At 63.8% G+C, this 20,459-nt stretch carries 20 protein-coding genes; 14 read left to right on the top strand and 6 right to left on the bottom strand.

The genetic code is table 11. The features are described 5' to 3' along the window. Positions 1-106: 106 nt before the first annotated feature. Entirely contained in the window at positions 107-574 is a 468-nt protein-coding gene (locus ACYCAX_RS01315) for a YbaK/EbsC family protein (protein WP_015477536.1), read from the bottom strand. Positions 575-973: 399 nt separating this feature from the next. On the opposite strand from ACYCAX_RS01315, the gene ACYCAX_RS01310 reads away from it, so the two are divergent. Next, the gene (locus tag ACYCAX_RS01310; protein ID WP_294978500.1) at positions 974-1,399 is read left to right on the top strand and encodes a YciI family protein; all 426 of its coding nucleotides are present in this window, start codon (positions 974-976) and stop codon (positions 1,397-1,399) included. 17 nt (positions 1,400-1,416) lie between these two features. After that, positions 1,417-1,833, top strand: a complete 417-nt coding sequence (locus ACYCAX_RS01305; protein ID WP_015477534.1) for a VOC family protein — start codon at positions 1,417-1,419, stop codon at positions 1,831-1,833. Positions 1,834-1,971: 138 nt separating this feature from the next. On the opposite strand, the gene ACYCAX_RS01300 is transcribed toward ACYCAX_RS01305, so the two are convergent. Next, positions 1,972-3,012 (bottom strand): AraC family transcriptional regulator, encoded by a 1,041-nt coding sequence (locus tag ACYCAX_RS01300; protein ID WP_015477533.1) that lies wholly within the window; start codon positions 3,010-3,012, stop codon positions 1,972-1,974. A 107-nt stretch (positions 3,013-3,119) separates the two neighbouring features. Between ACYCAX_RS01300 and ACYCAX_RS01295 the strand changes: the two genes are divergently transcribed. Continuing rightward, on the top strand, positions 3,120-4,868 hold the full coding sequence (locus ACYCAX_RS01295) for an amidohydrolase (RefSeq protein WP_294978493.1): 1,749 nt from the start codon (positions 3,120-3,122) through the stop codon (positions 4,866-4,868). After that, complete coding sequence (locus ACYCAX_RS01290; RefSeq protein WP_015477531.1) at positions 4,865-5,788, top strand: CobW family GTP-binding protein; 924 nt, start codon at positions 4,865-4,867, stop codon at positions 5,786-5,788. Before ACYCAX_RS01295 ends, ACYCAX_RS01290 begins: the two co-directional genes overlap by 4 nt. Positions 5,789-5,935: 147 nt before the next feature. Here ACYCAX_RS01290 and ppnP read toward each other — a convergent pair whose 3' ends face one another. Both ppnP and ACYCAX_RS01280 read right to left on the bottom strand, forming a co-directional pair. After that, positions 5,936-6,217 carry a pyrimidine/purine nucleoside phosphorylase gene (gene ppnP / locus ACYCAX_RS01285; RefSeq protein ID WP_460247269.1) on the bottom strand — a complete coding sequence of 94 codons (282 nt, stop codon included), beginning with the start codon at positions 6,215-6,217 and terminating at the stop codon, positions 5,936-5,938. Positions 6,218-6,325: 108 nt separating this feature from the next. Continuing rightward, the gene (locus ACYCAX_RS01280; RefSeq protein WP_015477529.1) at positions 6,326-6,877 is read right to left on the bottom strand and encodes a 3'-5' exonuclease; all 552 of its coding nucleotides are present in this window, start codon (positions 6,875-6,877) and stop codon (positions 6,326-6,328) included. A 103-nt stretch (positions 6,878-6,980) separates the two neighbouring features. On the opposite strand from ACYCAX_RS01280, the gene ACYCAX_RS01275 reads away from it, so the two are divergent. Next, positions 6,981-7,859, top strand: a complete 879-nt coding sequence (locus tag ACYCAX_RS01275; RefSeq protein WP_294978488.1) for an NAD(P)-dependent oxidoreductase — start codon at positions 6,981-6,983, stop codon at positions 7,857-7,859. Positions 7,860-7,902: 43 nt separating this feature from the next. Here ACYCAX_RS01275 and ACYCAX_RS01270 read toward each other — a convergent pair whose 3' ends face one another. Next, positions 7,903-8,244: a DMT family protein gene (locus ACYCAX_RS01270; RefSeq protein WP_015477527.1), complete on the bottom strand. Its 342-nt coding sequence runs from the start codon at positions 8,242-8,244 to the stop codon at positions 7,903-7,905. Positions 8,245-8,419: 175 nt separating this feature from the next. Here ACYCAX_RS01270 and ACYCAX_RS01265 point away from each other — a divergent pair, with 175 nt between their 5' ends. Both ACYCAX_RS01265 and ACYCAX_RS01260 read left to right on the top strand, forming a co-directional pair. Continuing rightward, positions 8,420-8,674 carry a YkgJ family cysteine cluster protein gene (locus ACYCAX_RS01265; RefSeq protein ID WP_015477526.1) on the top strand — a complete coding sequence of 85 codons (255 nt, stop codon included), beginning with the start codon at positions 8,420-8,422 and terminating at the stop codon, positions 8,672-8,674. A gap of 112 nt (positions 8,675-8,786) precedes the next feature. Continuing rightward, positions 8,787-9,392, top strand: a complete 606-nt coding sequence (locus tag ACYCAX_RS01260; protein ID WP_086009563.1) for an START domain-containing protein — start codon at positions 8,787-8,789, stop codon at positions 9,390-9,392. Between the two features lie 227 nt (positions 9,393-9,619). Here ACYCAX_RS01260 and gltA read toward each other — a convergent pair whose 3' ends face one another. Beyond that, positions 9,620-10,903: a citrate synthase gene (gene gltA / locus ACYCAX_RS01255; protein ID WP_015477524.1), complete on the bottom strand. Its 1,284-nt coding sequence runs from the start codon at positions 10,901-10,903 to the stop codon at positions 9,620-9,622. A 354-nt stretch (positions 10,904-11,257) separates the two neighbouring features. Here gltA and sdhC point away from each other — a divergent pair, with 354 nt between their 5' ends. The 7 genes from sdhC (at position 11,258) to lpdA (ending at position 20,373) form a co-directional block, all read left to right on the top strand. Next, the gene (gene sdhC, locus ACYCAX_RS01250; protein ID WP_162140831.1) at positions 11,258-11,644 is read left to right on the top strand and encodes a succinate dehydrogenase, cytochrome b556 subunit; all 387 of its coding nucleotides are present in this window, start codon (positions 11,258-11,260) and stop codon (positions 11,642-11,644) included. After that, complete coding sequence (gene sdhD / locus ACYCAX_RS01245) at positions 11,638-12,006, top strand: succinate dehydrogenase, hydrophobic membrane anchor protein (protein ID WP_259754399.1); 369 nt, start codon at positions 11,638-11,640, stop codon at positions 12,004-12,006. Before sdhC ends, sdhD begins: the two co-directional genes overlap by 7 nt. A gap of 3 nt (positions 12,007-12,009) precedes the next feature. Continuing rightward, positions 12,010-13,782: a succinate dehydrogenase flavoprotein subunit gene (gene sdhA, locus ACYCAX_RS01240; protein ID WP_015477521.1), complete on the top strand. Its 1,773-nt coding sequence runs from the start codon at positions 12,010-12,012 to the stop codon at positions 13,780-13,782. An 11-nt stretch (positions 13,783-13,793) separates the two neighbouring features. Continuing rightward, a complete protein-coding gene (locus ACYCAX_RS01235; protein WP_015477520.1) occupies positions 13,794-14,501 on the top strand; it encodes a succinate dehydrogenase iron-sulfur subunit in 708 nt (235 codons plus the stop codon). A 250-nt stretch (positions 14,502-14,751) separates the two neighbouring features. Then, entirely contained in the window at positions 14,752-17,583 is a 2,832-nt protein-coding gene (locus ACYCAX_RS01230; RefSeq protein WP_460247268.1) for a 2-oxoglutarate dehydrogenase E1 component, read from the top strand. A gap of 42 nt (positions 17,584-17,625) precedes the next feature. Further along, positions 17,626-18,855, top strand: coding sequence for a 2-oxoglutarate dehydrogenase complex dihydrolipoyllysine-residue succinyltransferase (odhB, locus tag ACYCAX_RS01225; protein WP_460247267.1), 1,230 nt, complete (start codon positions 17,626-17,628; stop codon positions 18,853-18,855). Positions 18,856-18,936: 81 nt separating this feature from the next. Further along, positions 18,937-20,373, top strand: coding sequence for a dihydrolipoyl dehydrogenase (gene lpdA / locus ACYCAX_RS01220; RefSeq protein ID WP_015477517.1), 1,437 nt, complete (start codon positions 18,937-18,939; stop codon positions 20,371-20,373). The last annotated feature ends 86 nt before the right edge of the window (positions 20,374-20,459 follow it).

The following is a 20,459-nucleotide window of genomic DNA, read 5'->3' as shown; positions in this document are numbered from 1 at the left end:
ATCCTTCGCGCCGGACTCGGTTCCAACAGGAGAAAAGCCAGCGTATCGCGCCATGACCTGTAGGAGCGAGCTTGCTCGCGAACCTGCCCACAGCCGCAACGGACGATCAGGCCAGCTCCTGACAGACATCCACCCAATCCGCCGCCACCAGCTCCGCCATGCGCTGCGGCCCGATCCGCACCGCGCTGTGCACCGCCCCGGCGGCCGGCAGCACCTCGTCGAAGGCCTGCAACGACACGTCGCAGTACACCGGTAGCGGCGTGGCCAGACCGAAGGGGCAGACGCCACCGACCGGATGACCGGTCAGTTCCACCACTTCTTCGGCGCCGAGCATCTTGGCCTTGCCGCCCAGGGCTTCCTTGAGCTTGCGATTGTCCAGCCGCGCATCGCCGCGGGCGACCACCAGCACGGTGCGCTCGCCGACGCGCAGGGACAGGGTCTTGGCGATTCGTCCCGGCTCCACTCCGTGGGCCTCGGCGGCCAGGGCGACGGTGGCGGTGCTGGTTTCCAGCTCGATGATGGCGATGTCGGGGGCCTTTTCGGCGAAGAACGCGCGAACCGATTCCAGGCTCATGGGGGCGGGCTTCCTGTGCAGGGAAAGCGTTCCAATCTAGGGAGCGACGCAGGGCCTGTCCAGTCGCGGGCTCGTGCCTGTCATCGGTTGGGCTGAACGCCTTGCTCGATGCACTGCCCATGAAAAGATGGCCTGGGTGGTTTCGGATGCGTTCCGAGAGCGCGAATCCGGAGGGCCGCAGCGCGTCGCGCGGCGCATGCTGCCCGTCGCGTGCCGCGGTTCTCGCCTTTTGTCGCACAACGCCTGGCTCCGGGTATTGCGACCTATGCTCAGGCATCCTGCGAGGTACCGCGAAAAAAATTCCGAGCCGTTGTCGATTTCGTTCCGCGGGCTTCGACTATTCGTCAGGAACCGGGAATGCCCGGCCGCCACGATGCCCCTTACAAGAGGAGAAAAACCATGCGTTTCATGGTGATAGTCAAGGCCACCGCCGAATCCGAAGCGGGCGTGATGCCCAAGGAAGAACTACTCGCGGCGATGGGAGCCTACAACGAGGAGCTGGCCAAGGCCGGCGTGATGCTCGCCGGTGAAGGGCTGCAGCCCAGCATCAAGGGCGCGCGGATTCGTTTCGACGGAGCCTCGCGTACGGTCATCGACGGTCCCTTTGCCGAGACCAAGGAATTGATCGCCGGCTATTGGATCTTCCAGGTCGCTTCGCTGCAGGAGTGCATCGATTGGGTCAAGCGGTGCCCCAATCCCTTCGAAGGTCCGTCGGAGATCGAGATCCGGCAGATATTCGAGGCCGAGGACTTCGGCGCCGAATTTACCCCCGAGCTGCGCGAGCAGGAAGAACGCATCCGCGAGCAGATCGCTCGCAAACCCTGAAACCGGAGGAAACTGCCATGTTGATGAATGCCTATCTGACCTTCGACGGCAACTGCGAAGAAGCCTTCCGTTACTACGCCGAAGTGTTGCGCGGCGAGCTGCCGGCGCTGATGCGTTTCGCCGATGCGCCGGGTTGCGAGGACATGCCGGCGGACATGAAGAACCGCATCATCCACGTGCGCCTGGAGGTGGACGGCCACGTGCTGATGGGCTCGGACGCCTCGCCGCAATGCGGGACGTACGAAGGCGTGAAGGGCTGCTCGATCACGCTCAACGTCGACAGCAAGGCCGAGGCCCGGCGCATCTTCGAGGCCTTGGGCAAGGGTGGCAAGGTCACCATGCCGCTGGAGCAGACCTTCTGGGCCGTGCTGTTCGGCGCGCTGGAAGATCGCTTCGGGGTGCCGTGGCTGATCAACTGCGAGAAGGAGGCCTGATCGGGCTCGCAATGCCTCGGCCCCCTAGAAGCGAGCTTGCTCGCGAACCACCCGACTCCGGAGCCGCTGGAGAGCGTTCGCGAGCAAGCTGGCGCCTACGAAGGTTCCGCACCCTGGCAGGAGGCATCCCGGCAGGTGCTACTTCCCGGCATCGGCGCGAAAGCGCTCCGGTGTCGTCCCGGTAAATCGCTGGAACGCCCGGTGGAAGCTGGTGACGTGCTCGTAGCCCAGCAGAAAGGCGATCTCCTGCAAGGCCATGCGGCTCGCCAGCAGGTAACGCTGGGCCAGCGCCATCCGTACTTCCAGCACGATACCCTTGAAGGTCAGGCCATGCTCGCGCAGCCGCCGTTGCAGCGTATGGGGCGGCATGCGCAGCCAGGCGGCGGTCTGTTCCAGGTCCGGCAGCGGGATGCGGGCGTTCTGCAATAGATAGAAGCGCACGTCATCGGGCAGCGCCTGGCCGCGCTCGAAGCTGGCCAGGGTCGCCGCGCCCTGGGCCTGGCACAGGCGCGTCACCGTCGGGTTGGCGGTGGAGAAGGGCCGGTCGTGGTATTCCCGGGGAATCCACAGCTCCGCCTGCGGGGCGTTGAATCGGCACTGGCCGGGGAACAGTTCCGGATAGACCCGCGCATGGAGCGGCGGCGGGTAGGGCAGATGAACCTGCATGCCGGCGCAGTCTTCCAGTTCCGGCAGCCGTTGGCACAGCCAGCGCCAGGTGCTGCTCAGCCATTCCTCGCACAGCGCGTTGCGTTCCGCCTCGCTGAACGGCGGCAGTTGCAGGGTCAGGCGGATATGGCTGGCGTCTTCGTCGCGCTGGGTGTGGATCGGGTGCGGCATCAGGCTCGACGGCTGGCCGAGGGAGATGTCCCAGGAACGCCGCAGGTTCGCCGCGCTGATCAGCGCATAGCCAATCACGCCCAGGTCGTAGAGGTTGTAGCGCTGGCCCAGGCGCAAGAAGAAGTCGCTGGGGCCGAGGAGTCCGGCGGCCTGTTGCAGCAGGCGGTAGTAGCGGGCGAAGTTCATCTCGGCGGCCGCCGCTTCGCCGGCCGGTGGCAGGCCCAGGCCGCCCAGCAGGGGCGCCAGCGCCGGCAGGGCGGGGCGCGCCCGCCATTCATCGAGGAAGTGGCGGAACAGTTGGCGGGCGGCGTAATCGATGTCGAACGAGGCGGCGGTAAGCATGCTGAAGAACTGTCGTCTGCTGCTAGCGAGTTGTCATCTTATGCTAGTCGATGGGTGAAATCCGAGCCCTATACTGCCGCCACGGACAAGAACAGACAGGGCTTCCCATGACCGCTCCGGATCGCTTCCGCTCCTCCCATTCCCCCACCGACCGCTTCGCCGACCTGCTGCTGCACAACGGTCGCTTCTACACCCTCGACCCCGCCCAGCCCTGGGCCGAGGCGGTGGCCATCCGCGACGGCCGGCTGCTGGCGGTGGGGCGCCGGGAGACGATGGAGTACCTGGTCGGCCCGGACACCCTGGTGCACGACCTCGAAGGCGCCTTCTGCATGCCCGGCCTGCATGACATGCACACCCACCCGGATCTCGCCCTGGCGCCGCGCTATGCCGACGACCTGGATGTCGGCATCGAGGACCCGACCCCCGAGCAGTTGGCCAAGGCCATTCGCGACTATGCCGCCAGTCACCCTGGCGACGGCTGGATCTACGGCCAGTACTGGGTCCGCTACACCTTCCGCGAGGCCGGGCTGAAGCCGGGCCGCGAGTGGCTGGATACGATCATGCCGGACCGCCCGGTGGCGCTGCTCGACCGCATGTGGGGCACCATGATGGTCAACTCCCGCGCGCTGGAACTGGCCGGCATCGACGCCGACACGCCCGATCCGCGCAACGGCTACCTGGAGCGCGACGAACTCACCGGTGAACCCAAGGGCCTGATGATCGACGGCGCCTATGCCCTGATCCACGCCGCCATGCCGCCGACCCCGGCCAAGGTGCTGCGCCAGTCCTACCGCGACGGCGTGCATTTCCAGAGCTCCCGTGGCGTCACGGCGGCCAAGTACCTGCACGTCTGCGAGAACCGCCTGGACGCCCTCAAGCACCTGGACGACACCGGCCAGCTCACGCTGCGCGTGGAGGCGGCGATCAGTTGGCAGGACGACATCTTCCCGGTGCGCCGCCGCTGGGAGCTGCTCGGCGGCGAACGCCACTACTACCGCAGCGCGCGGCTGTCGGCGAATGCGGTGAAGTTTCATTTCGACGGCACCGTGGAGCCGCGCTCTTCCTTCCTGATCGCCCCGTGGCCGGGCGAGGACGCCTGGCGCGGCAAGCTCAACCTGACACCCGAGCACATCACCGACATGGTGGTGGACATGGATCGCCGTGGCATCCGCGTCATCGCCCACTGCACGGGTGACGGGGCGTCCGACGTGTTCCTCGACGCGGTGGCCGAAGCGCGCCGGCGCAACGGCTTCAGCGGCATTCGTCACCAGTGCGCGCACAGTACCATCCTGCATCCGGGCAACCTCAAGCGTTTCCGCGAACTGGAGGTGATCGCCGAGTTTTCCCCGGCGGCCTGGTACCCGACACCCTTCGCCAGCGGCGCGCGCTCCGGCTATGGCACGGACCGCCTGAAACGTATCTACGACTTCAAGGGCGTGCTGGCCGCTGGCGGCATTGCGGTGTTCGGCACCGATTGGCCGGTGGCCTCCATCGATCCCTGGCTGGCGCTGGAAACCCTGGTTACCCGGCAGAACCCCTGGAACGACGATTCGGCCTGCTTCGGCGAGCCGATCAGCCTGGAGCAGGCGATTCGCGTGGCAACGCTCAATGGGGCTTGTGCGATGGGGCTGGAGCACCTGACCGGCAGCCTGGAGGCAGGCAAGTCGGCGGATTTCATCGTGCTCGACCGCGACCTGTTCGCGCAGCCGGCACGCAACTACATCCACCGCACCGAGGTGCAACTGACCTTCGTCGAGGGGCGACCGGTCTACGATCGTCTCGGCCGGTTCAGCGACACTCCGCTGGCGGCGGTATGGCAGGGCGAGCCGCCGCGCATCGAAGGTGTCAACGCATGAATGCCGCGAGCATCCCGGTGACGGTGGTCGCCGGTTTCCTCGGCGCCGGCAAGACCACGCTGCTGCGCAACCTGCTGGAGCGCTGCGAGGGCAGGCGGCTGGCGGTGATCGTCAATGATTTCGGCGAGCTGAACATCGATGCCGGAATGATCGCCGAACAGTCCGAGGCGGTGTACAGCCTGGAGAATGGCTGTATCTGTTGCAGCGTGCAGGACGACCTGCTGGCGCAGCTGGAGCGCCTGGCGAATATGAGCCCGCCTCTGGAACAGGTGGTGATCGAGTGCAGCGGCGTGTCGGACCCGCAGCGCATCGTGCAGACCCTGGGTTATCCGAAACTGCGTCGGCGCCTGCATCTCGACGCGGTGCTCACCGTGGTCGACGCGGCCCGCCGCGAGCCGCTGGAAGGCGAGTACGCCCGCCTGGAGCGTATGCAGGCCGCCGCCGCCGACCTGTTGCTGCTGAACAAGTGCGACCTGCTGGATGCCGAGGAGCGGGCTGTCCAGCGTGAACGTTTCGGCCGGGGGGCGCGGGTGCTGGAAACCATCCAGGCGCGGATTCCCGATGAACTGCTGTTGGGTGAGCCGTCGCGCAAGCTGCGTCCGCACGGGCAGGAGGGCGTCGATCATGGCGATCTGTTCGAGAGCTGGAGTTGGCAGGGCGAGGCGAGCTTCGACGGAGCCCGGTTGAAGCGCTGGCTGGAGACGTTGCCGCACAGCGTGCTGCGGCTCAAGGGGCTGATCCGGGTGGCTGAACAGGACGCAGCCTTGTGGTTGCAGTATGTGGGCGGGCGCTATCAGTTGCGCACTGCTTCGATGGCCGAGGCGGCGCAGGGCTCGCGGCTGGTGTTCATCGCAGAGAAGGATGCGGGGTTGCGGGTTGATCTCGAAGCCGGGCTGCAAGGCTGCTTTGGTTCTTCGTAGGAGCGAGCTTGCTCGCGAAACGCCCCGGCGCCGGAGTTGCCTGTGAGGCGTTCGCGAGCAAGCTCGCTCCTACAGGCTCGTTGCCTGCCACGGCGACGGGCAATAAAAAACCGGCCACCAGGACCGGTTTTTCAGGGCGCGCCGAACTCAGCGGTATTCACAGAGGTAGGCGGTGTCCTGGGCGACCTTCAGCTGGAACTTGCTGCTGGCCGGCACGCTGAAGTTGCTGCCGGCGGCGAAGGTTTCCCAGCTGTCGCTGCCCGGTAGTTTGACGGTCAGCGCGCCGGCGACGACGTGCATCACCTCCAGCTGGCTGGTGCCGAATTCGTACTCGCCGGCGGCCATCACACCGATGGTGGCCGGGCCTGCGGTCATATCGAAGGCGATGGATTTGACGGTGCCGTCGAAGTACTCGTTGACCTTGAACATGGGCTTCTCCTGCTAGAGGGGTGAAAAAGGCTGGCCAGTATGCCCAAGGGCGCGGGTGTCGTCACTAGAGGCGAAGCGGGGACCGGGCGGTCGACGGAAAACCGGGGTTCAACTGGCGACCGGCAGGGCGAGCGGCAGCAGGCGGGCGGTGTTGCGGGCGTCCTCGAGGGCGCGGTGCTGTTGTCCCTGGAAGTGCAGGCCGGCCAGGTGCAGCGCGGCGTTCAGGCCGACCGGACGTTTCAGCTGGCGGGCTTCGGCGAAGCGCTGCTTGAGGTTGATGTGCGGCACGCGGGCGAGGTGGCTGTCCAGTTGCTGGCGGCGCCATTCGATCTCCAACTGGTGACGGTCGTAGTCGCCCCAACTGGTCCAGCCGGCCAGGCGCGGGCTGTGCTGCGCGAGCCAGCGTTCGAACTGCGGCCAGACCTCGCGCAGGGGCGCCGCCGCATCGACGTTGGCCTGGCTGATGTGGGTGAGTTCGCGGCAGAAGCTGGTCAGCAGTGGCCGGCGCTGTGGCCGCACGAAGCGCTGGAAGTGGTCCAGCTCGCGGCCGTCGGCCTCGGCGACGAGGGTTGCGCCGATTTCGATGATTTCCATTTCCTCGACCGGCCAGCCGCCTTCCTCGGTGGTGGCTTCCAAGTCGATCACCAGCCAGTGGGGCATAGCGGATGCTCGCGGATGAAGTTCTCCGGAGTATGGAAGGGCTTTTCAGGACCGGCAAACCGCTGTGCTAGGCTCTGCGGCTTTCGACGGCGAGGGGTAGGGCATGGCAAAAGTCGCTTTCATCGGCCTGGGCGTGATGGGGTATCCCATCGCGGGCCACCTGCAGCGCGCAGGGCATGAGGTGTGCGTGTACAACCGCACGGCGGCGCGGTCCGCACAATGGGTCGATCAGTTCGGCGGACGTTCGGCGGCAACCCCGTGCGAGGCGGCGCAATGGGCCGAGTTCGTGATGTGCTGCGTGGGCAACGATGACGATCTGCGCAGCGTGATGCTGGGCAAGGACGGTGCGTTGGCGGGCATGCAGCCGGGCGCGGTGCTGGTCGACCACACCACGGCGTCCGCGCAGGTCGCCCGCGAGCTGGCGGTGCTGGCGGCGGAGCGCGAGCTGGGCTTCCTCGACGCGCCGGTGTCCGGCGGTCAGGCTGGGGCGGAGGGCGGCTCGCTGACGGTGATGGTGGGCGGCGATCCACTGATCTTCGGCCGTGCCGAATCGGTGATTGCCGTCTACGCGCGGATGGTGCGGCTGATGGGGCCGGTGGGCAGCGGCCAGTTGACCAAGATGGTCAACCAGATCTGCGTTGGCGGCCTGCTGCAGGGCTTGTCGGAAGCGCTGCACTTCGCCCGGAGCGCCGGCCTCGATGGCATGGCGGCTATGGACGTGATCAGCAAGGGCGCGGCGCAGTCCTGGCAGTTGGAAAACCGCCACCAGAGCATGCTGGAAGGGCGCTTCGACTTCGGCTTCGCGGTGGACTGGATGCGCAAGGACCTGGGCATCGTGCTCGACGAGGCGCGCCGCAACGGTGCCCAGTTGCCGGTGACCGCGCTGGTGGACCAGTTCTATGCCGAGGTGCAGGCCGACGGTGGCGGGCGCTGGGACACCTCCAGCCTGATCACCCGTCTCAAGGACGGTTCACCGTCCTGAGCGGGGAGGGTGCCGCCCCGTGACTGGAGGCACCCGTGCGGCCTCAGGCGCGGAAGATGAAGTACACCGCGCCAAGCAGGCACAGCCCGGCCCACAGGTAGTCGAGTTTCAAGGGCTGCTGCATGAAGTACACGCTGAACGGAACGAACACCGCCAGGGTGATCACCTCCTGCATGATCTTCAGTTGCCCGACCGACAGCACGGTGTAGCCGATGCGGTTGGCGGGTACCTGTAACAGGTACTCGAACAGGGCGATCCCCCAGCTGACCAGCGCCGCGACGATCCACGGCTTGGTGTTGAGCGTCTTCAGATGGCCGTACCAGGCGAAGGTCATGAACAGGTTGGAAAGCACCAGGAGAAAGGCGGTTTGCAGCCAGGCCGGCATGGGGAGGAGCTCCATCGGAGGGGGTGCGAAGCCTAATGGAAGCGCGGCGGGACAGAAAGGGGCGCCAGTTGGCGGTTATGCCCACTGATCCGGCCGGCTTGGCGGCAAGCGCGGCGGGCTATATCCTCGGCGCCCGATTTCCACCCGCCTTCCCGTCCGAGCGAGAGTCCCACCAATGCAGTGCCGTATCGGCTGTGGCGCCTGCTGCATCGCGCCGTCGATTTCCTCGCCCATTCCCGGCATGCCTGATGGCAAGCCGGCCGGTGTGCGCTGCGTGCAATTGGACGAGCGCAACCTCTGCCGGCTGTTCGGGGATGCGCGGCGGCCAGCCGTCTGTGCCGCCTTCGAGGCCGATCCCGAGGCTTGCGGCCAGAGCAACGAGCAGGCGCTGCTCATCCTCACCGAATGGGAGCGGATCACCGCTGCCTGAGTGACTTGGAAGTCACGATTTCAGGGGCCATACTGACGTTCGTTCCGCTCAAGACCGCGGATTACGAAGGGCGCCCGCGCCCGACAAACCAAGAATAAAGTGAGGTAAGACGATGCGTGGTGTAGTGCGTATGACCTTGTTGGCCACCGCCGTGATGGGGCTGACCGGGACCGCGATGGCGGAAGACTGGCAGCTGGCGAAGGACGAGGATGGCATCAAGGTCTATCTGAGCAGCGTGCCGGGCTCCAAGTACAAGGCCTACCGTGGCGTCGTCGATATCAAGGCCGACGTGGCGACCATCAATGCCCTGCAGGAAGACGTCAAGGGTTCCTGCAAATGGATCCACGCCTGCGGCGAGATGCGCCTGCTCAAGAGCGAAGGCGTCGATTCCTGGACCTACTCGAAGATCGACATGCCCTGGCCGGTGACCGGTCGCGACGTGGTGATCCACGTCACCACCGAGAAGGCCGCCGATGGCAGCCTGATCCGTCATATGAAGGCCGAGCCGAGCTATATCCCGGAAGAGAAGGGCGAAATCCGCGTGCCGAAGCTGATCGGCGAATGGAAGCTGGTTCCCAAGGGCGCCGGCGTGACCGAAGTGACCTACCAGGTACAGACCGAGCCGGGTGGCAGCATTCCGTCCTGGCTGGCCAACAGCTTCGTGGTCGATGCGCCGATGAACACCCTGAAGGGCCTGCGCAGCGCTGCCGAGAAGTAACTGGCGCTGTTGTTCCGCTGTATGAAAAAGCCGCCTACGGGCGGCTTTTTCGCTCCTGTCGTAGCGCGTCGGTGAGGTTCTTCGTAGGAGCGAGCTTGCTCGCGAATCGCCTGACGCTGGTGTTACAGAGGGCTGTTCGCGAGCAAGCTCGCTCCTACGGAATGGCGGAGCCCCGCGCAAATAAAAAGGGCCGCCCGAAGGCGGCCTTTTCTCGTGCGCCGTAGTGCTTAGCGGGCCTTGAGGGACACGAAGTCGCGCTGGGCGCTGCCGGTGTACAGCTGGCGCGGACGGCCGATCTTGTACGGACCGGAGAGCATTTCCTGCCAGTGCGAGATCCAGCCCACGGTACGCGCAAGGGCGAAGATCACGGTGAACATGCTGGTCGGAATGCCGATGGCCTTCAGGATGATGCCGGAGTAGAAGTCCACGTTCGGGTAGAGGTTGCGCTCCACGAAGTAGGGGTCGTGGCGGGCGATTTCTTCCAGCTTCATGGCCAGTTCCAGTTGCGGGTCGTTGATGCCCAGCTCCTGGAGAACCTCGTCGCAGGTCTGCTTCATGACCTTGGCGCGCGGGTCGAAGTTCTTGTACACGCGGTGGCCGAAGCCCATCAGCTTGAACGGATCGTTCTTGTCCTTGGCCTTGGCCACGAACTTCTCGATGTTCGATACGTCACCGATTTCGTCCAGCATGCGCAGTACGGCTTCGTTCGCACCGCCGTGGGCCGGTCCCCACAGGGCGGCGATGCCCGAGGCGATACAGGCGAACGGGTTGGCGCCCGAGGAACCCGCCAGGCGCACGGTGGAGGTGGAAGCGTTCTGCTCGTGGTCGGCGTGCAGGATGAAGATGCGGTCCATCGCCTTGGCCAGCACGGGGCTGATCGGCTTGGTCTCGCAGGGGGTGTTGAACATCATATGCAGGAAGTTTTCTGCATAGTTCAGGTCGTTGCGCGGATACATCATCGGCTCGCCCTTGGAGTACTTGTACACCATGGCAGCGATGGTCGGCATCTTGGCGATCAGGCGATGCGCCGAGACTTCCCGGTGCTTCGGATTATTGATGTCCAGGGAGTCGTGATAGAAGGCGGAGAGGGCACCGATCACGCCGCACATCACGGCCATCGGGTGCGCATCCCGGCGGAAGCCGTTGAAGAAGGTCTTCAGTTGCTCGTGAACCATCGTGTGGTTCTTGATGGTGCCGACGAACTTTTCCTTCTGCTCGGCAGTCGGAAGTTCACCATTGAGCAGCAGGTAGCAGGTTTCCAGGTAGTCGGACTTCTCGGCGAGCTGTTCGATCGGGTAACCGCGATGAAGCAGTACACCCTTGTCACCGTCGATGTAGGTGATCTTCGACTCGCAGGAGGCGGTGGACATGAAGCCGGGGTCGAACGTGAAATGACCCGTGGAGGTCAGGCCCCGCACGTCGACGACATCGGGACCCAGCGTGCCGGAGAGGACAGGCAGTTCGACGGGGGCAGCGCCCTCGATGATCAACTGCGCTTTTTTGTCAGCCATGATGGCCTCCTATTTATGCTTGAAATCATCTGTACGACCCCCCACGCAGGGCCCGCACCACTATAGAGAGATAAATCCGAATGTCAATTTGCACAATCGGACATGATCGGCTCCTCCAAGCCTCTGTTTTGGCGAAAAAAATTGCCTGTTTACGCCTTTTCGGGGGGTGCGGCAATTAGTCCTTAGGTGAAGGTCTTTCCGTTGTCATTAGGGGCCTAACTGTCTATACTCGGCGACCAGCCGCCAAGGGCCGTCCGGCCTCGCTTGATTGGTGGTTGTCACTCCCGAAGGTGATGGGTACCTGACAAGTGCACCTCCCGACAACTAGCCCTGATCCATAAAAGGGCTCTCAGTGTGAAAAAAGCCGTGAATAGCAAACGACCCGTAAACCTAGACCTAAGGACCATCCAACTCCCTATCACTGCTTACACGTCGATTCTCCACCGTATCTCTGGCGTCATTCTGTTCGTGGGCATCGCAGTGCTGCTGTTCGCACTGGATCGTTCCCTCGCTTCGGAAGAAAGCTTCGAGCAGGTGAAGGCGTGTCTGGCCAATCCGTTGGTCAAGCTTGTGATCTGGGGCCTGCTGTCTGCGCTGCTGTACCACCTGGTAGCCGGTATTCGTCACCTCATCATGGATGCAGGTATTGGCGAAACACTGGAAGGCGGTAAGCGTGGTTCGAAAATCGTCATCGCTGTCGCAGTGGTGCTGATCGTTCTGGCGGGGGTATGGGTATGGTAACTAACGTCACTAACTTGTCGCGTTCGGGTCTCTACGACTGGATGGTCCAGCGCGTCTCCGCGGTCGTTCTCGCGGCTTATGTCCTCTTCCTGCTGGGCTTCCTGATTGCGCACCCGGGCATTTCCTACGCCGAGTGGCATGGTCTGTTCTCCCACAGCCTGATGAAGATCTTCAGCCTGTTGACGCTGGTTTCCCTGAGCGTGCACGCATGGGTCGGTATGTGGACTATCACGACCGACTACCTGACTCCGATGGCGCTGGGCAAGTCCGCGACCGTCGTGCGTTTCCTCGTCCAGGCGGTATGCGGCATGGCCATGTTCGCATTCTTCGTCTGGGGTGTGCAGATTCTCTGGGGTAACTGATCCATGGCTAGCATTCGCTCTCTTTCTTTCGACGCCATCATCGTTGGTGGCGGCGGCGCCGGCATGCGCGCTGCGCTGCAACTGGCCCAGGGCGGTCACAAGACTGCCGTGGTGACCAAGGTCTTCCCGACCCGTTCGCACACCGTATCCGCCCAGGGCGGCATCACCTGCGCCATCGCTTCGGCCGACCCGAACGACGATTGGCGCTGGCACATGTACGACACCGTCAAGGGCTCCGACTACATCGGTGACCAGGACGCGATCGAATACATGTGTTCCGTCGGCCCGGAAGCCGTGTTCGAACTGGAACACATGGGCCTGCCGTTCTCCCGTACCGAGCAGGGCCGCATCTACCAGCGTCCGTTCGGTGGTCAGTCCAAGGACTTCGGCAAGGGTGGCCAGGCTGCCCGTACCTGCGCCGCGGCCGACCGTACCGGTCACGCCCTGCTGCACACCCTCTATCAGGCCAACCTGAAGAACGGTACTTCCTTCCTTAATGAGTGGTACGCCGTTGACCTGGTGAAGAACCAGGATGGTCATGTGGTTGGCGTCATCGCCATCGACATCGAGACCGGCGACACCGTTTACATCCGCTCCAAGGCCGTGGTCCTGGCCACTGGCGGTGCCGGCCGTATCTACGCCTCCACCACCAACGCCCTGATCAACACCGGTGACGGTATCGGTATGGCCCTGCGCGCTGGCGTGCCGGTGCAGGACATCGAGATGTGGCAGTTCCACCCGACCGGCATCGCCGGCGCCGGTGTACTGGTCACCGAAGGTTGCCGCGGTGAAGGTGGCTACCTGATCAACGCTCACGGCGAGCGTTTCATGGAGCGTTACGCTCCGAACGCGAAAGACCTGGCTGGCCGCGACGTGGTTGCCCGCTCCATGGTCAAAGAAGTGATCGCCGGCAACGGCGTGGGCCCGAACAAGGACCACGTACTGCTGAAGCTCGACCACCTCGGCGAAGAAGTTCTGCACAGCCGCCTGCCCGGCATCTGCGAACTGTCCAAGACCTTCGCCCACGTCGATCCGGTCGTCGCTCCGATCCCGGTCATCCCGACCTGCCACTACATGATGGGCGGCGTCGCCACCAACATTCATGGCCAGGCCCTGACCACCGATGCCAACGGCAACGAGCAGATCATCGAAGGTCTGTTCGCCGTAGGCGAAGTGGCTTGCGTATCGGTACACGGCGCCAACCGCCTGGGCGGCAACTCGCTGCTCGACCTGGTTGTGTTCGGTCGTGCCACCGGTCTGCACCTGGAGAAGGCGCTCAAGGATGGTATCGAGCACCGCCAGGCTTCCGAATCCGACCTGGAATCCGCTTTCAAGCGCCTGAACGGCGTGAACGAGCGCACCAGCGGCGAAGAAGTCGCTCCGCTCAAGCGCGAGCTGCAATCCTGCATGCAGAACTACTTCGGTGTGTTCCGTACCGGCGAGTACATGCAGAAAGGTATCGCTCAGCTGGCTGATCTGCGTGAGCGTATCGCCACCGTCAAGATCAACGACAAGAGCCAGGCATTCAACACGGCGCGTATCGAAGCGCTGGAACTGCAGAACCTCCTCGAAGTGGCCGAAGCCACTGCGATTGCGGCAGAAGCCCGCAAAGAGTCCCGCGGCGCGCATGCCCGTGAAGACTTCGAGGAGCGCGATGACGAGAACTGGCTGTGCCACACCCTGTACTTCCCGGGTGAGAAGCGTGTAGCCAAGCGTGCCGTCAACTTCGCGCCGAAAACTGTTCCGGCATTCGAACCCAAGGTTCGTACTTACTAAGGGTGCCCGCCATGTTGCAAGTGAGTGTTTACCGCTACAACCCTGAGAAGGACGCTGCGCCCTACATGCAGGACTTCCAGGTCAATACCGACGGCAAGGACATCATGGTCCTGGACGTGCTGGCGCTGATCAAGGAACAGGACGAGGGTTTCTCCTACCGTCGCTCCTGCCGTGAAGGCGTGTGCGGTTCCGACGGTATGAACATCAACGGCAAGAACGGCCTGGCCTGCATCACCCCCCTATCGGCCGCTGGCCTGAAGGGTGGCAAGCTGGTCCTGCGTCCGCTGCCGGGCCTGCCGGTCATCCGTGACCTGGTCGTCGATATGCGCATCTTCTATAGGCAGTACGAGAGCGTGAAGCCGTTCCTGCAGAACAAATATGCAGCCCCGGCCATCGAACGTCTGCAAAGCCCGGAAGAGCGCGAGAAGCTGGACGGTCTGTACGAGTGCATCCTGTGCGCCTGCTGCTCGACCTCCTGCCCGTCGTTCTGGTGGAATCCCGACAAGTTCCTGGGCCCCGCCGCGCTGCTGCAAGCCTATCGTTTCCTGGCCGACAGCCGTGACACCGAAACTCAGGCGCGCCTGGCGAGCCTGGATGACCCGTTCAGCGTCTTCCGCTGCCGCGGGATCATGAACTGCGTGAACGTCTGCCCGAAGGGTCTGAACCCCACCAAGGCAATCGGTCACATCCGTAACATGCTGCTGCAGAGCGGCACTTGATCCGAGGGCCTCGCGCCCAAAGATCATTGCAAGAGCGACACCTGTACCGCCGGAACATTGTCCGGCGGTACAGTCCCTAGGACCCAAGCCCACAAAGCGGGGGTCCTGTTTTGAAAACGTATATATGACCAGCAGGGGCATCCGGGCTGGTACCCGGACTATCTGCGGGGATCGGTGGCTTGAAGTCGCTGTGTATGACTTCGCGCCAGAGATTCCACAGGTGGAGTCCCCTTACCGAGGGTGACCAAGCATGCACGAAAGCGTAATGCAGCGGATGTGGAACAGTGCCCATCTATCCGGTGGAAACGCTGCCTACGTCGAAGAGCTCTACGAGCTCTACCTGCACGACCCGAACGCTGTGCCAGAAGAGTGGCGCACGTACTTCCAGAAGCTCCCCGCCGACGGCAATCCTGCCCCCGACGTCTCGCATTCCTCTATCCGTGATCATTTCGTACTCCTGGCCAGGAACCAGCGCCGCGCCGCGCCTGTTTCCGCTGGCAGCGTAAGCACCGAGCACGAGAAGAAGCAGGTCGAAGTCCTGCGTCTGATCCTGGCATACCGTCTGCGTGGACATCAGGCAGCGTCGCTCGATCCGCTGGGTCTCTGGGTGCGTACCGCTCCCTCCGACCTGTCGCTCGAACACTACGGGCTCACTGCTGCAGACCTCGACACCACCTTCCGTACCGGTGAGCTCTACATCGGCAAGGAAGAAGCCCCCCTGCGTGAAATCCTCGATGCGCTGAAGCAGACCTACTGCAGCACCATCGGCGCCGAGTTCATGCACATCGTCGACTCCGAGCAGCGCCACTGGTTCGCCCAGCGCCTGGAAAGCGTGCGCGGCCGTCCGACATATTCCGCCGACGCCCGCTCTCACCTGCTCGAGCGCCTGACCGCTGCCGAAGGCCTGGAAAAGTACCTGGGCACCAAGTACCCGGGCACCAAGCGCTTCGGCCTGGAAGGCGGCGAGAGCCTGATTCCGATGATCGACGAGATCATCCAGCGCTCCGGCTCCTACGGCGTCAAGGAAATCGTCATCGGCATGGCCCACCGTGGCCGTCTGAACGTCCTGGTCAATACCCTGGGCAAGAACCCGCGCGACCTCTTCGACGAGTTCGAAGGCAAGAAACTGGTCGAGCTGGGCTCGGGTGACGTGAAGTATCACCAGGGCTTCTCCTCCAACGTCATGACCACTGGCGGCGAAGTCCACCTGGCCCTGGCGTTCAACCCCTCGCACCTGGAGATCGTTTCCCCGGTGGTCGAGGGCTCGGTACGTGCCCGCCAGGACCGTCGCAAGGACGGCAGCGGCGACAAGGTCGTGCCGATCTCCATCCACGGCGATGCCGCTTTCGCGGGGCAGGGTGTGGTCATGGAAACCTTCCAGATGTCGCAGACCCGTGCTTACAAGACGGGCGGCACCATCCACATCGTGATCAACAACCAGGTGGGCTTCACCACCAGCCGCCAGGACGATGCTCGTTCCACCGAGTACGCGACCGACGTGGCGAAGATGATCCAGGCGCCGATCTTCCACGTGAACGGCGACGATCCGGAAGCGGTACTGTTCGTGACCCAGTTGGCCGTCGACTACCGCATGCAGTTCAAGCGTGACGTGGTCATCGACCTGGTCTGCTACCGCCGTCGCGGCCACAACGAGGCCGACGAGCCGAGCGGCACCCAGCCGCTGATGTACCAGCAGATCGCCAAGCAGCGCACCACCCGTGACCTGTATGCCGATGCGCTGATCGCAGCCGGCGTGCAGACCACCGAGCAGGCCCAGGAGAAAGTCGACGAGTATCGCGACGCCCTGGACAACGGCCTGCACGTGGTAAGAAGCCTGGTCAAGGAGCCCAACAAGGAGCTCTTCGTCGACTGGCGTCCCTACGTGGGCCATGCCTGGACCGCGCGTCACGACACCCGCTTCGACCTGAAGACCCTGCAGGAACTCTCCACCAAGCTGCTGGAGACTCCGGACGGCTTCGTCATGCAGCGTCAGGTGCAGAAGATCTACGAAGACCGCGCCAAGATGGCGGCCGGCGGCATGCCCATCAACTGGGGCTTCGCCGAGAACCTGGCCTACGCCACCCTGCTGTTCGAGGGCCATCCGGTGCGCATGACCGGTCAGGACGTCGGCCGCGGCACCTTCTCGCACCGCCACGCGGCGCTGCACAACCAGAAGGACGACTCGGTCTACATCCCGCTGGCTCACCTGTTCGACGGCCAGCCGCGCGTCAGCCTGTACGACTCCTACCTCTCGGAAGAAGCCGTACTGGCGTTCGAATACGGCTATGCCACCACCATGCCGAATGCGCTGGTGACCTGGGAAGCCCAGTTCGGTGACTTCGCCAACGGTGCGCAGGTCGTGATCGACCAGTTCATCACCAGCGGCGAGACCAAGTGGCAGCGCCTGTGCGGCCTGACCATGCTGCTGCCGCACGGTTACGAGGGCCAGGGTCCGGAGCACTCCTCCGCGCGTCTGGAGCGTTACCTGCAGCTGTGCGCCGAGCAGAACATCCAGGTCTGCGTGCCGACCACCCCGGCCCAGGTCTACCACATGCTGCGCCGTCAGGTGATCCGTCCGCTGCGCAAGCCGCTGATCGTGATGACACCGAAGTCGCTGCTGCGTCACAAGCTGGCCATCTCGACCCTGGAAGATCTGGCCAACGGCTCGTTCCAGACCGTGATCAACGAGATCGACAACCTGGATCCGAAAAAGGTCGACCGCATCGTGCTGTGCAGCGGCAAGGTGTACTACGACCTGCTGGAGAAGCGCCGCGCCGAAGGTCGCGACAACATCGCGATCGTTCGTCTCGAGCAGCTCTATCCGTTCCCGGAAGACGATCTGGCCGAGGTGCTGTCGCAGTACAAGAACCTCAAGCACATCGTCTGGTGCCAGGAAGAGCCGATGAACCAGGGTGCCTGGTTCTGCTCGCAGCACCACATGCGTCGTGTCATCGCCGCGCACAAGAAAGGTCTCAACCTGGAATACGCGGGCCGCGAAGGCTCGGCAGCTCCGGCTTGCGGCTACGCTTCGATGCACGCCGAGCAGCAGGAAAAACTGCTGCAGGACGCCTTCACCGTTTAACGCCAACGCGCAGTTGATACCGAATTTAAGGAAACACACATAATGGCTATCGAAATCAAAGCCCCAACCTTCCCGGAATCGGTTGCCGACGGCACAGTCGCAACCTGGCACAAGAAGGTCGGTGAAGCCGTCAAGCGTGACGAGTTGATCGTCGACATCGAAACCGACAAGGTCGTGATCGAAGTACTGGCCGAGGCCGACGGCGTCCTGGCCGAGATCGTCAAGAACGAAGGCGACACCGTTCTTTCCAACGAACTGCTGGGCAAGCTGAGCGAAGGCGGTGCTGCCGCTGCCGCTCCGGCTGCTGCAGCAGCTCCGGCTGCCGCTCCGGCCGCCGCTGCTCCGGCCGCCGCCGCTGGCGACGACAACATCCTCTCGCCGGCCGCCCGCAAGCTGGCCGAAGAGAACGGCATCGACCCGAACAGCCTGGCCGGCACCGGCAAGGGCGGTCGCGTGACCAAGGAAGACGTCGTCGCTGCCGTCGAAGCCAAGAAGAACGCCCCGGCTGCCGCTCCGGCCGCCAAGGCCGCTGCTCCGGCTGCCGAGGCCCCGGTCTTCGCCGCTGGCGATCGCGTCGAGAAGCGCGTACCGATGACCCGCCTGCGCGCCAAGGTTGCCGAGCGCCTGGTCGAGGCCCAGTCCTCGATGGCCATGCTGACGACTTTCAACGAAGTCAACATGAAGCCGATCATGGACCTGCGCAACAAGTACAAGGACCTGTTCGAGAAGAAGCACAACGGCGTTCGCCTGGGCTTCATGTCCTTCTTCGTCAAGGCCGCCACCGAAGCACTGAAGCGCTTCCCGGGTGTCAACGCCTCGATCGACGGCAACGACATCGTCTACCACGGCTACCAGGACATCGGTGTGGCAGTGTCCAGCGACCGCGGTCTGGTCGTACCGGTTCTGCGTAACGCCGAGTTCATGAGCCTGGCCGAGATCGAGAACGGCATCGCCACCTTCGGCAAGAAAGCCAAAGACGGCAAGCTGTCCATCGAAGACATGACCGGTGGTACTTTCACCATTTCCAACGGTGGCGTATTCGGTTCCCTGTTGTCGACTCCGATCGTCAATCCGCCGCAGACCGCCATCCTCGGCATGCACAAGATCCAGGAACGCCCGATGGCCGTTAACGGCCAGGTGGTGATCCTGCCGATGATGTACCTGGCGCTGTCCTACGATCACCGGATGATCGATGGCAAGGAAGCGGTAAGCTTCCTGGTCACCATGAAGGACCTGCTGGAAGATCCGGCTCGCCTTCTGCTGGACGTCTGATACGTCAATTCACACGACGGCCCCGTACTACACGACGGCCCCGAAAGGGGCCGTCCGCTTCACCGGAATAAGGATTGAGACATGAGCCAGAAATTCGACGTGGTTGTGATTGGTGCCGGCCCCGGCGGTTACGTAGCCGCCATCCGTGCCGCCCAACTCGGCCTGAAGACCGCCTGCATCGAGAAGTACATCGGTAAAGAGGGCAAGGTCGCTCTCGGCGGTACCTGCCTGAACGTAGGCTGCATTCCGTCCAAGGCGCTGCTGGACAGCTCCTACAAGTACCACGAAGCCAAAGAGGCCTTCGCGGTCCACGGTATCGAAGCCAAGGGCGTCACCATCGACGTTCCTGCGATGGTTGCCCGCAAGGCCAACATCGTGAAGAACCTGACCGGCGGCATCGCTACCCTGTTCAAGGCCAACGGTGTGACCTCCTTCGAAGGCCACGGCAAGGTCCTGGCCAACAAGCAGGTCGAAGTGACCGGCCTGGACGGCAAGACCCAGGTTCTGGAAGCCGACAACATCATCATCGCTTCGGGCTCCAAACCGGTCGAAATCCCGCCGGCTCCGCTGACCGACGACATCATCGTCGACTCCACCGGTGCCCTGGAATTCCAGAGTGTACCGAAGAAGCTCGGCGTGATCGGTGCCGGCGTCATCGGTCTGGAACTGGGTTCGGTCTGGGCTCGCCTGGGCGCTGAAGTCACCGTCCTGGAAGCCCTGGACAAGTTCCTCCCGGCTGCCGACGAGCAGATCGCCAAGGAAGCCCTGAAGGTCCTGACCAAGCAAGGCCTGAACATCCGCCTGGGCGCTCGCGTGACTGGCACCGAGATCAAGAAGAAGCAGGTCACCGTGACCTTCACCGACGCCAACGGCGAGCAGAAGGAGACCTTCGACAAGCTGATCGTGGCCGTGGGCCGTCGCCCGGTGACCACCGACCTGCTGGCCGCTGACTCCGGCGTGACCCTGGACGAGCGTGGCTTCATCTTCGTCGACGACCACTGCAAGACCAGCGTTCCGGGCGTCTACGCCATCGGTGACGTGGTTCGCGGCGCCATGCTGGCGCACAAGGCCTCGGAAGAGGGCGTGATGGTTGCCGAGCGCATCGCCGGCCACAAGGCCCAGATGAACTACGACCTGATCCCGGCCGTGATCTACACCCACCCGGAAATCGCATGGGTTGGCAAGACCGAGCAGCAGCTCAAGGGTGAAGGCGTCGAAGTCAACGTCGGTACCTTCCCGTTCGCCGCCAGCGGCCGCGCCATGGCTGCCAACGACACCACCGGTCTGGTCAAGGTCATCGCCGATGCCAAGACCGACCGCGTACTGGGCGTCCACGTGATCGGCCCGAGCGCCGCCGAACTGGTTCAGCAGGGCGCGATCGGCATGGAATTCGGCACCAGCGCCGAAGACCTGGGCATGATGGTCTTCTCCCACCCGACTCTGTCCGAAGCGCTGCACGAAGCGGCCCTGGCAGTGAATGGCCACGCCATCCACATCGCCAACCGCAAGAAGCGCTAAGGAACGGGACCACGGCGGGGAGGGCGGCAGTCTTTTGCGAGGGGCTGCCCCCGACCCGCCGGATCGTTTCTCCCCCGAGGGGGACT

Source organism: Pseudomonas sp. MT3, assembly GCF_054720805.1.
The sequence above is the reverse complement of the archived record's forward strand: the minus strand, read 5'-3'. Positions and strand labels throughout refer to the sequence as shown.